At 73.2% G+C, this 14,518-nt stretch carries 5 protein-coding genes; 1 reads left to right on the forward strand and 4 read right to left on the reverse strand.

The genetic code is table 11. The annotated features are described in order from the left end of the window. Nucleotides 1-72: 72 nt before the first annotated feature. Nucleotides 73-2,508: a non-ribosomal peptide synthetase gene (locus ACZ6WH_RS07845; RefSeq protein ID WP_469726796.1), complete on the forward strand. Its 2,436-nt coding sequence runs from the start codon at nucleotides 73-75 to the stop codon at nucleotides 2,506-2,508. Between the two features lie 53 nt (nucleotides 2,509-2,561). Here the strand turns inward: ACZ6WH_RS07845 and ACZ6WH_RS07850 are convergent, their stop codons facing one another. From ACZ6WH_RS07850 to ACZ6WH_RS07865, 4 genes are read right to left on the reverse strand one after another with little or no spacing between them, the layout of a single operon-like run. Next, nucleotides 2,562-3,794, reverse strand: coding sequence for a cytochrome P450 (locus ACZ6WH_RS07850; protein ID WP_469726797.1), 1,233 nt, complete (start codon nucleotides 3,792-3,794; stop codon nucleotides 2,562-2,564). Then, complete coding sequence (locus tag ACZ6WH_RS07855) at nucleotides 3,784-3,993, reverse strand: MbtH family protein (RefSeq protein ID WP_469726798.1); 210 nt, start codon at nucleotides 3,991-3,993, stop codon at nucleotides 3,784-3,786. Before ACZ6WH_RS07855 ends, ACZ6WH_RS07850 begins: the two co-directional genes overlap by 11 nt. A gap of 38 nt (nucleotides 3,994-4,031) precedes the next feature. After that, complete coding sequence (locus ACZ6WH_RS07860) at nucleotides 4,032-11,051, reverse strand: amino acid adenylation domain-containing protein (protein ID WP_469726799.1); 7,020 nt, start codon at nucleotides 11,049-11,051, stop codon at nucleotides 4,032-4,034. After that, nucleotides 11,048-14,212 carry a non-ribosomal peptide synthetase gene (locus tag ACZ6WH_RS07865; protein ID WP_469726800.1) on the reverse strand — a complete coding sequence of 1,055 codons (3,165 nt, stop codon included), beginning with the start codon at nucleotides 14,210-14,212 and terminating at the stop codon, nucleotides 11,048-11,050. Before ACZ6WH_RS07865 ends, ACZ6WH_RS07860 begins: the two co-directional genes overlap by 4 nt. Nucleotides 14,213-14,518: the final 306 nt, after the last annotated feature.

A 14,518-nucleotide genomic window follows, 5' to 3' on the forward strand; every position in this document is an offset into this window, starting at 1 on the left:
ATTCCGGGCGGCCGGTTGCTCGGCGGCGACGGTCCGCGGTGCACGGGAATGGTGAGCCGCAATGTCCCCGCCTTGCACGACGGCGCTCTCGACACGCTGGCAAAGGCTTGTGACACCACCCGGGAACGAGCGGCCTTCGCCGCCTTCGCCGCGCTGCTGTACCGGTACACCGGGCGGAATCACGTCGGTTTCCGGGTGGGCGGCGCCGGCCACGCCGCACTGCGGCTGCTGATCACCGGTGGGACCTCTTTCCGCGAGCTGGTGGCCGACGCCGGCGTCGACGCCGATGCGGGCGAGGGCGAGACGGCGGCCGGGGCCCTGCCCATCGCCGTCCGTACCGGTACGGCGGCCGAGGAGGATCTCTCCTGCGAGGCGCTGCTCGTGCTGCCCGCGGCCGAGGACGGCCCCCGGCCGGTGGAACTGCACTACGACGAGCGGACCTTGGGTGCCGACAGGGCGCAGCGGCTGCTTCACCACTTCCACACCCTGCTGGACGCGGGGCTCGGCCGGCCCCAGCTGCCGCTGGCAGAACTGGACTTCCTCGACGAGGACGAACTGCGCCGGATCCTCGTCGAATGGAACGCCACGGCTGCCGATCTGCCGCATGCGCGCTCCTGCCTGCACGAGGCGTTCGAGGAGCAGGCCGTGCGCACTCCGGACGCGGTCGTCGTGGTGCAGGACCACGCCACGCTGACATACCGGCAGGTCAACGCCGCCGCCAACCGGCTGGCCCAACGACTGCGACGCCTCGGGGTCGGCGCCGACCGACGCGTGGGTCTCTACCTCGACCAGTCGCCGGAGCTGCTGGTCGCCATCCTGGGCGTGCTGAAGGCGGGCGGCGCCTATGTGCCGCTCGACCCCGGCTACCCGCAGGCCCGCGTGACCACCATGGTCGAGGGCGCCTCGTGCATGGCGGTGATCAGCCGCAGCGACGTGGCCGACGGCCTGCCGCCGAGTGTGACCCCCCACCTGATCGTCCTGGACCGCGAGGCCGACGAACTGGCCGCGGAGCCCGACCACGATCTGCCGCCCCTGGCCGGGCCGGATCACCTCTGCTACGTGATGCACACGTCCGGTTCCACCGGCGAGCCCAAGCCCATCGCGCTGTGTCATCGCGGAGTGATGAACAACATCGCGGACCTCAACGACCGCTTCGGCGTCGGGCCGGGCGACAGCGTCCTCGGCCTGTCGTCGCCGAGCTTCGACATGTCCGTGTACGAATTCCTCGGTGTCCCCGCGGCCGGCGGCACCCTGGTGCTGCCCGCGGCGGGCCGCACCAGGGACCCCGCGCACTGGGCCGAGCTGTCGGCCCGGCATCGGGTGACCCTCTGGAACACCGCGCCGGCGCTGCTGGAACTGGTCCTGGAACACCTCGCGCACGCCGAGCAGCCCGCACCCGGGCAGGAACCCGCGGCAGCGGCGACCCCGCCCGGCCGGCCGGGTGCCACCGTGCGGCCGGACCACCGCCGGCCCCGGCCGCTGAGCGATCTCAGGCTGGTCATGCTCGCCGGTGACTGGATCCCGCTGCAGCTGCCGGACCGGATGCGCGCCCGCGCACCCGAATGCCGGTTCATCTCGCTCGGCGGAGCCACGGAAGCGTCCATCTACTCGACCGTTTTCGAGGTCGAGGCCGTCGACCCGGAATGGACGAGCATCCCCTACGGACGGCCGATGGCCAACCAGCGCGCGTACATCCTCGACGACGCCCTGCGGCCCGTACCACCGGGTGTCACGGGGGAGTTGTTCCTGGCCGGCACCGGGCTCGCACGCGAGTACCTGGACCAGCCCGCGCGGACCGCCGAGCGCTTCCTGCGATGGTCCCACGGGCCCGTCAGCGAGCGGCTCTACCGCACCGGAGACCTGGCCAGGTTCGGCGACGACGGGCTGATGGAGCTCGTCGGACGAGTCGACCTCCAAGTGAAGATCCACGGCCTGCGCGTCGAACTCACCGAGATCGAGGCCGTGATGCGCGGTCACCGGGCGGTCAGGGAAGCCGTGGTGACGGCCCAGAGCGATGCCGCCGGCGCCCCGGTACTCGTCGGGTACGCCGTGCCGGCCGAGGGTGCGGGATTCCGTGCCGATGACGTACGCGAGCACCTGGCGCGCAAGCTGCCGCCCCACATGGTCCCCGGCACGCTGCTCACGCTGTCCGCCATGCCCCTGAGCCCCAATGGCAAAGTGGACCGAAAGGCCCTGCCACCGGCCTTCCCGTCCCGGCGTGCCGGACAGGCCACGGCGGCCGTGCACGCCGAGGACCGGCCCCGCGGCCCGTGGGAGTCGCGTCTCTGCGAGGCCTGGCAGGAAGTCCTGGGCCTCCCCTCGGTGCGCCGGGACGATGACTTCTTCACGCTCGGCGGCGACTCCATGAAGGCCATGCGCGTCATGACGCTGGTGCCCGGCTTCACCCTGGCCGACCTGTACCGGCACCCGACCGTGCGGGGCCTGGCCGGGCTGCTGGAAGCCGGCGGGGGCGACCCGCGGAACACGCCGCCACGCGCCTCTGCCTGAGCTGCCGATCGCCCCGACGGGCGGCACCGTGGTGTGCCGCCCGCCCGCGGCGGTCACGAACGTGCCGAACATCGCACCGGCAGCCGGCTCACGCCCGTCAGGAAGCTGGAGGTGACCCGCTCCACCGGGCCGGCCGGCTCCAGCGCGCCGACCTGACGGCGCAGCTCCTCCAGCATGACCCGCAGTTCGACCCTGGCCAGCGGGCCGCCCAGGCAGAAGTGCGGGCCGTGTCCGAGCGTCAGATGGCGGTTGGGGGTGCGGGAGATGTCGAAGCGGTAGGGGTCCTCGAAGATCTCCTCGTCCCGGTTGGCCGAGATGTTCCACAGCGTGACGATGCTGCCCGCGTCGATGTGCCGGCCCCGCAGCTCGATGTCCACCGTGGCGGTACGGCCGATGTGCGTCACGGGGGTCGTCCAGCGCAGTACTTCCTCGACAGCGGGGTCGAGCAGTCCCTCGTCCTCGCGCAGCAGCTGCCACTGCCCGGGATGCTCCATCAGAGCGAGGGCCGCGCCCGCCGACGACAGCCGTGTCGTCTCGTCACCGCCGATGATGATGTTGTAGCAGTTCAGCAGGGCCTCGGCGTCGCTGAGCGGGGCGCCCTCGGCCTCCTGCGTGGCGAGCAGGCTCACGATGTCCTCCCCGGGAGCCTTGCGGCGCCCGGGAAGCAGCCCGGCGTAGTAGAGCAGGATCTCCTGCTGTGCCTCGGCGGCCTCCGCGCGGGATTCCTCGGACCCGTCCGCGCCCAGCGCGGCCATGGTCATCTCGAGCATCTCGGCGCGGTCAGCGGACGGCACGGCGAGCAGTTCGCAGATCGCGACGAGTGGGATCTGAGCCGCCACATCGCTGACGAAGTCGCCGCTGCCCGCCTCCACCAGGGCCGCCACCAGAGACCGGGTGGCGGCCCTGACGCTCTCCTCGACCGGCGCCATGGCCCGGGCCGAGAACGCGCCCATCAGCATGCGGCGCACGGCCGTGTGCCGGGGCGGGTCGGTCACCACCAGCATCCGGCCGCCCGCCGAGTCCCCGCCGGAGAGCAGAGTGCCGAGCATGTTGCCCTGCTCGGAGCTGAGCCGTGCGGTGTCCCGGTAGACCGCGGCGATGTCGCGGTAGCGGGTGACGGCCCAGAATCCCGGTCCGCCGTCGTCGCTCTCGCACCAGACGACCGGACGCTCCGCGCGCAGCTCGCGCCAGGCGTCGCAGGCGTCCGGATCCGGGTGCAGCGCCGGGTCGATGGTGCGGAAGGCGATCGTGGGCCGCCCGAGGGTGCCGGCGCGGTCACCGCTCACGCGATGCCCCCACGAGGCCGTCGGTCCAGGACCGTTCGATCAGTTCCAGGCAGTCCCCCCGGCCGGCCGGGCCGTGCGCGACCGACCATCCCGCCGGAACGCGGGCCGTCGCGGGCCACAGCGTGTATTCGTGCCGGTCGTTGACGAGCGCGAGGAAGCGGTCCTCGGCGTCGGCAGGGTCGTCGAAGGGGTTTCTCACAGCGTCTCCTGACAGTTCGGGCAGGGCGGCAGGACCGCTCACGTGGCGCGGTGCGGGGTGGACAGATGCCGCGCGAGCACGGCGGCGATGTCGGCCAGCGGGCCGGGGGCGAGCATGTCGCCGTGCCGGCAGGCGATCGGGTGGCTCTCGATCCGCCCGCTCGTGTACGGCGCCCAGAGGTCCGGCCGCTCAGGATCCGGCCCCTTGTCGCGCACCGCTTCAAAGAACAGCACGTCCACGTCGACGGGGCGCGAGTCATGGCGCCGCTGCGCGTTGACATTGTTGGTGAACACTCTGGCCACGGAGGCCAGTTGGCCGGCCGTCATGGTGCCGAGCGGGCTGCCGTGCCGCGCCAGCACGCGCAGCGCCGCGGCCGCGTCGAGCGGCGGCGCGTCGTCCGGCTGCCGGAGCCCCAGCGAGTGCAGTACCTCCGCGAGGGCCTCGGGCTGGTCGTAGTCCACCGGGAGCGCGTCCGGGCGCCGGGGGTAGGAGTCGAGCATTGCCAGCAGCGCCACTTCCTCGCCCTCGGCACGCAGCAGCCGGGCCGCCTCGTGGGCCACGATGCCCCCCATGGACCAGCCCAGCAGGTGGTAGGGGCCGTGAGGCTGGACGGAACGCAGCTGCGCCACGTGGTCCCTCGCCATCGCGGCGAGGTCCGGTTCGAGGGCGGCGGGGTCCTCCAGGCCGCGTGACTGGAGGCCGTGGACCGGGCGGTCGGCGTCCAGGTGCCGGAGCAGACCCGAGTAGACCCAGCTGAGGCCGACGCCCGGGTGGAAGCAGAACAGCGGTTCCCGGCTGCCGTGCGGGCGCAGCGGGATCAGCACGTCCAGTGCGCCGTCCGGTGGGGCCTGTGCCGCCGTACCGTCGAGGAGTGCCGCGAGACCGGCGACGGTCGGGGTGCGGAAGAGCGTGTCGATGCCGAACCGGGCCCCGAACCGGGTACGGAGCAGCCCCAGCAGCCGGAAGGCGAGCAGAGAGTGGCCGCCGAGTTCGAAGAAGCTGTCGTGCGCGCCGAGCGGGCCGGCCGCCTCGTCCGCACCCAGGACCTCGCCGAAGAGCGTGGCCAGCTCCTTCTCCAGGGCAGTGCGCGGCGGCCGCTCCTCGTGACCCGTCGCGGCAGCGGGTTCCGGCACGGGCAGCGCGCGCCGGTCCAGCTTGCCGTTGGGGGTGCGGGGGAAGGCCTCCAGCGGTACGACCACCGGCACCATGTGCCGCGGCAGGGTGCGTTCGGCATGCCGGCGCAGCGCCCGGCCGTCGAACGCGGCACCGGGTTCCAGGCGGACGTAGGCGACCAGGCGCTGGTCGCCGGGGCGGTCCTCGCGGACCACGACGGCCGCCTGGGCGATCTGCGGATGGCTTGCGAGGGCCGCCTCCACCTCACCCGGTTCGATCCGGAAGCCGCGGATCTTGACTTGGTCGTCGAGCCGCCCGAGGAACTCCAGGTTGCCGTCCGGCAGCCAGCGCACGAGGTCACCCGTGCGGTACATCCGGGACCCGGGTTCGCCGTACGGGTCGGCGACGAAGCGCTGCGCGGTGAGCGCGGGCCGCCCGAGATAGCCTGTGGCAAGTCCCGTACCGCCCAGGTAGAGCTCGCCGGGGACACCCACGGGAACCGGGCAGAGCCCCTGGTCCAGTACGTAAGCGCGGGTGTTCCAGGAAGGGCGGCCCACGGGGGGAGCCTGCTCGAAGGGGCCGGTGCCCAGCCAGCCGGTGGCGTAGACGGGGGCCTCGCTGGGGCCGTAGACGTTGGCGATCCGGGCGCCGGGGAACGCCGCTGCGACCGCGTTCGCCACCGGCGCGCTGAGCCGTTCGCCGGCCAGTACCACGGTGCCGGCCGTCACCGCCGGATCCAGGCGCCGGATCAGGTCGGCGAAGACGGAGGGCACTCCGCTGACCAGGGCGGGCGCGGCGACCGGGCCGCACGCCAGGGTCTCGGCCTCGGCCAGGGCGAGCAGATCCCGGTGGATGCGGACGGTGCCGCCGGTGGCGAGCGGGCCGAAGATCTCGAAGACGGACATGTCGAAACTGACCGAGGTGGTGGCCTGCACCTGGGACAGCCCGTCCGTGCCGAGGAAGCCCTCCGTCCAGGCCATCAGATCGGCCATGTTGGCGTGGGAGACGACAACGCCCTTGGGCCGGCCGGTGGAGCCGGAGGTGTAGATGAGGTAGGCCGCGTCGGCGGGCCGCAGCGGGCGAGACCGCTCGGCGTCGGTGAGGTCGCCGTCGGGGCCCGGCTCGTCGAAGGCCGGGTCGTCCAGCAACAGCCGCGGGACGTCGGACGCGGGGAGTGCGGCATCCGTATCCGTGATGCTCACCAGGAGGGCCGGCCGGGAATCCGTGAGCAGCAGGGCGATCCGCTCCTGCGGGTACTCGGGGTCGACGGGCAGGTAGGCGGCACCGGTCTTGAGCACCGCCACCAGGGCCACGATCAGGTCGGCGGAGCGGGGCAGCGCCACCGCGACGACGCGGCCGGGGCCGGCGCCACGGGCGATGAGCTGCCGTGCGAGCCGGTTGGCGCGGGAGTTCAGCTCCGCGTAGCCGAGTGTGGTGCGGCCGCTGACGACCGCCGGCGCGTGCGGCCGCTCCAGGACCCGGGCCTGGAACAGCGACGGGAAGTTCCCGTCACCGCGCCGGGGGACCCGCTCGCCGTGCCACCCGTTGAGCCGCCGCAGCTCCCGCTCGGAGAGGAGTGTGCTGTGCTCGTAGCGTTCCCCGGGAGTGGCGGCCAGCGCGGTCAGTGCCCGCCGGTAGTAGCCGCTGAACTCCGCTACCTGCTCCGCGTCGAACCGGTCGGCGTCGTACCGCAGATGGAGTCGCACTGCGTTCGAGGCGAGGTCCTGGGAGAACTCGGCGCCGAACGGGATGCTGGTGTTGGTGATCCGCCGCTCGTCGAGCACCTCCAGGTCGGCCGTCTGCTCCAGGACCGACCGGTAGACGTGGAAGCGGGTGAAGTTGAAGAAGCTCTCGAAGAGTTCCCGGCCGCCGAGGGCACGTCCGATCTCCGGCATGGGGAAGCGCCGGTGCGGCTGCACGGCGATATCCGTGCGGTGCACGTCGCTCACCAGCTCGTTCCAGGTGCCCCCTGCCAACCGGGCCCGGAAGGGCAGGGTGTTGAGGAACATGCCGAGCACCCGGTCGCCGTCGCGCTCCTCGGTGCGTCCGTTGTGGACGACGCCCGTGACGACGTCCGGGCTGCCCGCGAGCAGCGACATGACGCGCAGATGCGCGGCGAGCAGAACGGTGCGGACCGGCACCCCGAGCCGCTCGGCCCGCTCCGCCAGCGCCGACGCCGTCTCCTGCGGCAGCTCCACCGGAACGATGCGCATGTCCGGCCGGCCCGTGGCGGGCCGCAGGCGGGGCAGGGCCGAGAACGGGCAGTCGGCCAGCTGTTCCGTCCAGAAGGCGCGGTGTTCCTCGGCAGCCACGGCGGCACGTTCCTCGGCGACGAAGGCGCCGAACCGGGCGGCGGGCGGTTCGGGGAAGGCGTCACCGCTGCCGCGCAGGCAGCGCAGATAGCGGTCGAACAGCTCGGTGACCAGGGAGCGTTCGCTCCAGCCGTCGAGGATCACATGGTGCTCCGTGAGCCACAGCTGGAAGGTGTCGTCGGTCAGCCGCTGGACGTGGAACCGGATCAGCGGGGCCTGCTCCCAGGCGAACGGGTGCTGCTTCTCGACGGTGAACCGCTCGTCCATGACGGCACGTTGCGCCGCGCCGTCGAGATGGCGCAGGTCCTCGAAGGAGAGGGGTGCCGTCACCCTGCGGTGCACCAGCTGGAGCGGCTCGCTGAAGCCCTCCAGGTGGAAGGAGACCCGCAGGATCTGGTGGTCGGCGACCATCGAGTCGAGGGCGGTGCGCCAGGCATCCTCGGACCAGGCGGCGCGGATGTGGTACCCGCAGACGTTGTGGTAGATCCGCTCGGCCGCGTCGAGCCCGCTGTGATAGAGCATGCCCGCCTGGAGCTGGGAGAGCGGGAACGCGTCCTCGACGTCGGCGGGGAGTGCGGCCCGGTCCCCGGCGGTGAGCAGCGACAGTGGCCGGTAGGTGGCACTGCCGGAGCCGGGGGTGACGAGGGAGGTGTGCGGGGCCAGTTCCCGGATCGTCTGGTACCGCAGGAGGTCCTGGAGCCGGAAGTCCAGCCCCTTTTCCCGGGCCCGGCTGAGCAGGGCGATGGTGCGGATCGAGTCGCCGCCCAGCAGGAAGTAGTTCTCGTCGGTGCCCACTCGCTCATGGCCGAGGACCTCACCCCAGACCTGGACGAGGATCTCCTCGGCCGGGTTGGCGGAAGCGGTCAGCGGGGCCCGGTCGGAGCGGGACGGAGAGGGCAGCCGATGCCGGTCGACCTTGCCGTTGACGGTGAGGGGGAAGTGGTCGAGCACTACGAACGCGGCCGGGATCATATGGGCGGGCAGCGTGTCCATGAGGTGGTCGCGCAGCTCGGCCGCGCCCAGTGCGGCGTTCTCGGAGACGACGTGCGCCACGAGGCGCGGGCCGCCGCCCTGCCCGTCGTCGGCGGACGACACCAGGGCCTCCCGCACGTCCGGATGGCGTACGAGGGCCGTCTCCACCTCGCCCGGCTCGATCCGGAAGCCGCGGATCTTGACCTGGTCGTCGGCCCGGCCGCAGTACTCCAGCTCCCCGCCGGGCAGTCGGCGCACCAGGTCCCCGGTGCGGTAGGCGCGGCCGCCCGGCAGCGTGACGAATCGGGAAGCGTCCAGTTCAGGGCGCCCGAGATAGCCGCGGGCGAGACCGGCACCGCGCACGTACAGCTCGCCGACCACGCCGCGAGGAGCGGGGCGGCCCCGGTGGTCCAGGACATCCAGGGCGAGGTCGGGGATGGCGGCACCGATGACGCTGCCGGTGTCACCTTCGGCGTCCCGCGGCGTGATCGGCCGGTAGGTGACGTGCACGGTGGTCTCGGTGATGCCGTACATGTTCACCAGGCGCGCCCCGTCGGGGTGCCGGGCGAACCAAGGGCGCAGCGTGGGCGGTTCGAGGGCTTCTCCGCCGAAGACCACATGGCGGAGCGCCGGCAGGGAGCCGGCCTCGGCGCGGGCCTCCGCACGCATCAGCACGGCGAACGCCGAGGGGGTCTGGTTGAGCACGGTGACGCCCTCGGAGCGCAGCAGCCGCAAGAAGTCGCCGGGGTCGCGGCTGGTCTCGTAGGGGACGACGACGAGACGTCCGCCGTGGGCCAGCGCGCCCCAGAGCTCCCACACCGAGAAGTCGAAGGCGTACGAGTGGAACAGCGTCCATACGTCGTCGGGGCCGAACCCGAACCAGTGCTCGGTCGAGGTGAACAGCCGGGCCACGTTGCGGTGCTCGATGAGGACGCCCTTGGGCTCGCCCGTGGAACCGGAGGTGTGGATGACGTACGCCAGGTCCTCCGGCCGCACCCGGTGCTCCGGTGCCTCGGCCGGGTGCGCGGCGATGGCCGCCGCGTCGTCCCGCAGCGAGACGACAGTGCCCGCGAAGCCGTCCAGCCAGGCACCCGGCCGCGTGTCGACGAGCACATGGGTCAGCGCGGTGTCCCGCACGATGAACGACAGCCGGGCATCCGGGTACGCGGGGTCCAGCGGTACGTAGGCCCCGCCGGCCTTCTGGATGCCCAGGATCGCCACGACCAGGTCGAGGGAGCGTTCGGCGCTCAACCCGACGAGCGTTTCGGGGCCCACGCCGAGCTCCCGCAGGTGACGGGCGAGCCGGTTCGCACGCCGCTCCAGCTCGGCGTACGTGAGCTGGTCGCGGCCGTGCCGGACCGCGACGCTGTCGGGCCGGCCGGCCGCGTGGCGGGCGAACCGGTCGAGGACGGTTTCCTCGCTGCTCTCCCGCGGGGCGGGAGCGGTGGCCCCGGCCTCGGGTACCGCGAGCAGGTGCACCGGTCGGCCGGGGTCGCGTACGACCTCGGTGAGGAGCCGGGCGTAGTCCCGGGCGAACTGCTCGGTCAGCCAGTCCGGCCAGGTGCCGTCGAAGCAGGCCTCGCCGTCCGGTGCCACGGTCAGCCGCAGGGCGTGGGGATGCTCCGTGGGCGTGTCGTGACGGGTGACGGTGACCCCGTCGGGCAGCTCCCGCACGGCGGTGACCGCGGCGCGCGGTGCGAAGGCGACCGGGAGCGGCGGAGTTCCGGGGGACGGCCATGGGACGTCCGTGCCGGTGCCGTGCCGGGGCAGGTGCCGCAGGCGTCCGAGCACGGTGCGGAAGTCCGGGGTCCCGCTCAGGTCCGCGTGGACCGCCAGGGGCGAGGTGAACGGGCCGACCGAGGAGACGAACGCGGCCCCCCGGCTGTCGCGGGCCGCGGCGAGCACGATGTCGTCGGTGTCCGCGTAGCGGGAGACCAGCACGGCGAGCAGGGCCGTCAGCCCGTCGTCGAGCGAGACACCGGCTTGCGCGCACAGGCCGCGCAGCCCGGTGACGGCCTGCTCCGGCAGCCGCAGCCGGTGCGGGCCGGAGGCGCGGCCGTGAGCGGCCTCCGGCAGCCGCGGCGGTGCCGGGTGCTCGGCGGGACCCGTTGCCGGTTCGGCGAGTTCGCCCGCGGTTGCCGCGGACGCGGCCCACTCGGTGAACTGCCGGACGGGGGAGAGGAGCGGTGCGGCGGCTTCCGGTCCTTCCTGGGCCTGCCAGGCGGTCACGAGGTCGTCGAGCAGGAGGTCCAGCGACCGTGCGTCGGCGACCATCGGGTGCGCCGTCAGCGTCAGCCGAAGGCCGGCGTGGCCGTCGGGCTCCACGGCGGCCCGCAGCAAGGGCCCCTCTTCGGGGTCGAAGGGAACGTCGGGGCCCGCCCACGACTCGGGTACGTCGTCGTGCACCGACTGCACCAGGGCCGTGCCCTCGAAGGCGAAACGGGTGCGCAGCGCATCGTGGCGGCGCACGCACGCGGACAGGGCGGACCACAGCCGTCCGGCGTCGGTGGTGCCGGCGAAGGTGACGCTCAGCCGCAGCGCGTCAGGGTGCTGATGATCTGTCAGTTCGTACTCGGTGTAAAGGTGTTGCTGATACGGCGTGGCGGCGACGGCGGGGTGCGGCGCGGCAGCCTGCGGGGCCGGCACCGGGTGCGTGCTCACTGGTCATCGACCCTTCTGTCGCGGAGGTGCTGTGGGGAACGTTCGCGCTGCTGCCGCCATCGGCCCAGCGCCCTCGCCCGGGCGGCGCCCCGCGCGGTGGGCGGGGCCGTGCCGGCGTCCGGGCTCTCCGCGCCGCCGGGTGTGACCCGTGGCGCGTCGAGCAGCCGGGCCAGGCCGCTGACCGTGGTGTGCCGGAAGAGATCGGCGGCGGTCAGGCCGGGGTGCCGGTCCCGCAGCAGAACGAGCACGCGCAGGAGCCCGGCGGAGGTGCCGCCGAGGTCGAAGAACGTGGCCTCCGGGTCGTCGACCGGCCGGCCGAGGACGCGTTCCCACGCCTGACGGACCGAGTCGCGTGCTCCTCCTGTCGGCTCCCCGGCCGGCGGGCCGGGCACCGACGGCTGCGCCCGGGCCGACCAGCCGCTCGCGGTGGTCCGGTCCAGCTTGCCGTTGGGCAGCTGCGGCAGTTCACCGACGAAGAGCCACGCGGCGGGCACCATGGCCGGAGTCAGCGCGGCGGACGCGTGTCGCCGCAGGCCGGCGGCGAGCTCCGGCGGTGCCGCCGACGGGGCGGCGGGGTTGGGGGCACCGGCAGAGGGGACGAGGAGAGCGGTGAGCGTGGCACCGTCGGACGCCACCGAGACCAGGGCGTCACGGACCGCGGGATGGGCACGCAACACGCTCTCGATCTCGGAGAGTTCGACGCGCTGGCCGAGGATCTTCACCTGGCTGTCGGTGCGGCCGAGGAAGCGCAGCCCGTGGTCGGGGTCGAGTACCGCCAGATCACCGGTGTCGTACCAGACGTGGCCGTCGTACTCCCCGAACCGCTCGGCGGTGAGGTCGGGCCGCCCCCAGTAGCCGGAGCCCACTCCCGCGCCGGAGACCAGCAGCCGTCCGGGCACGCCCGGCGGCAACGGCCGGCCGTGCGGATCGGCGACGCGGCATGCCTCGCCCGCCAGGGGGTGGCCGATGTGCACCGGCGTGTGGGGTTGTACCCGCCATACCGTCGACCAGACGGTGGTCTCGGTCGGGCCGTAACAGTTGAGCACGCCGCCGGGGACCAGCGCGGTGAGCCGGTCGGCGAGGTCGCGGGGCAGTGGTTCGCCGCCCACCAGGAGCGTGCTGAGCCGCCCGAGGGCCCGCCGCCCGCCGGGGTCGTCGGCCAGGATGCGGGCGACCGTGGGAGTGCACTGGTAGAGGGCCCCTTCGGGGATCTCCAGCTCGACGACCGCACGGTGGTCGGTCAGCAGCACGGTGCGGCCGGCCGTGAGGGGCCAGAACAGCTCCAGGGCGCTGATGTCGAAGGAGACGCTGGTGGCGGCCACGGTGACGGCGGCCGGACCGGTCAACTCCCGGTCCAGGGAGGCGAAGAGGGCGGCCAGGTTCTCGTGGCGGATGATCACGCCCTTCGGTCTGCCGGTCGACCCCGACGTATAGATGACGTAGGCGGGATCCTCGGGGCGGACACGGGGCCACTGCGCGGGTTCCGGGGCTGCCGTGTCGGGCGCGAGGACCACCGGGCCCGTGGCGTCGGGGGCCGCGCCCGGGAGCGGAGCGCCGATGACGGCGGCCGGCGCGGCATCCTCGACCATGAGCCGGAGGCGGTCGGCCGGGTAGTCCGGATCGAGCGGTACGTAGGCGGCGCCCGCCCGCCAGACCGCGAGCAGCGCCACCAGCAGATCCGGGGTGCGCGGCAGCCGCACGCCCACCCGGTCTCCGGGCCGTACGCCGGCCGCGATCAGGGCGGCCGCCAACTTGCTCGCACGGCTGTCGAGTTCGCCGTAGCCGAGCTGTTCGGCGCCGCACACGAGCGCGGTCGCCCCGGGGGCTCGGCGGGCGTGCTCGGCGACGAGTCCGGGCAGCGCGGGCCGGGCCGTGTCCCCGGCTCGCGTACGGGTGTCGTCCGAGCCCTCCGGGGCGCGGGGCCGCACGTCACCCGTGCCGGCCAGCCGCAGGCCGGTGAGGGGGACGGGCGGTTCGGCGACGCAGGCGGCCAGGGCACGCACGAGGTGCTCGGCGAACAGCTCGGCGGCGCGCGCGGGCAGTTCGGAGCGGTCGTACTCGACGCCTACGCCCATCCCGCCGTCCGGGGCGCGGTGCAGGGACACGGCGAGCGGGTACTCGCCCGCTGCCACGGAGGGCGGTACGAGCTGCCAGCGCAGGCCGTGTGCGGTGACCGGTGCGGGCGCGGTCGTCTGCGTGCAGATGATCTGGGTGAGTGGTCTGCGCCCCGGGCTGCGCTCCACCCGGCAGACCCGCAGGATGTCCTCGACCGGCAGGTCGCCGTGGTCCAGTGCGTCGAAGAGCGCGTCGGCGGCGAGGTCCAGCACGGACGCGGTGTCGGCGCCCGACAGCCGGAGCCGGATCGGGAGGGTGTTCTGGAAGCAGCCGATGACGTCCTGGTCGTCCTTGGACCGGGTGGTGGCGACAGTGGCGAGCACGACGTCGTCCCGGCCGCTGTACCAGGCGGTCACCACGGCTGTGGCGGCGAGCAGTTGGGCGAACGCGGTGGCACCGGACTGCCGGGCACGGCGGTGCAGGGCGGCGGTGAGTTCCGCCGGAACCGGGAGGGTCACAGTCGCGTGGCCCCGCGGCTCGGCCGACTCGATCCGGGGCAGCGCGGTGTTCGCGGGGCACCTTTCGAGCTCCCGGGACCAGAAGGCCTCCAGGTCCGCCACGCGCCCGGCGTCCGGCGCCGGCCTGCGGTCATCGGCCTGCCGCAGGGCGATGTTGCCGTAGGCGTCGGCGAGCAGCCGGAGCAGGACAGCGGCCGACTCCTCGTCGAACACGGCGTGGTGCACCGCCACCAAGCAGTGGACGCGCTCGCCGGTGACGACGACGCGGATGCGGCACAGCGGCCCCTGTCCGTGAACGAACGGGGCGCCGGCCTCGTGCAGGCGCCGCGCCAGCAGCACATCGTCCCCGGCCGGGTCGGCCGTGATGTCGACCTCGGAGGCGGCGTGCAGACGCCGCAGCAGCCCGTCGGCCGTCGGGTGCAGGGAGGTCCGCAGCGCCGGCTGGGCCTCGGCGACGGCCCGTGCGGCAGCCGTCAGACGGGCCGGGTCGACCGGGCCGTCGATGCGGATGTGATGGACGAGAGGCGGTCGGCCGCCCTGTTGGTCCAGTAGAAAGAAACGCGTCTGCTCGGCGGTTGCCGGTCCCATCGCACTTTCTGAATCCGAGTCTTCAGACATTCGGATAGCCCCCGCCTTGAATCCGATGCAACAAATCGCAGAGGAACGCTAAGTACGCGATCTGGCGCTGTCAAGGAAAAAGATCGGCAAGCACCCCGGGGCGCACCGGGGGATTTAATCCGAAATGGGACATAGACAGTGTGGCGTGAGTCACATTGATCACCATCGGCTGGATCGGTACTGTGAGCTCGGTATTCTTGCCCAGGATTCGTGATCTTGGGTAGTCACGGCGGCGTGCTGACAGCGGCAGCCGCCGGTCCGAGAAATTTTCCGCCG

This window comes from Streptomyces sp. NPDC050806, assembly GCF_055586425.1.

Coding starts and splice junctions, on each gene's coding strand:
- ACZ6WH_RS07865 (WP_469726800.1), bottom strand. CDS start 14,212: ATGGGACCGGCAACCGCCGAGCAGACGCGTTTCTTTCTACTGGACCAA.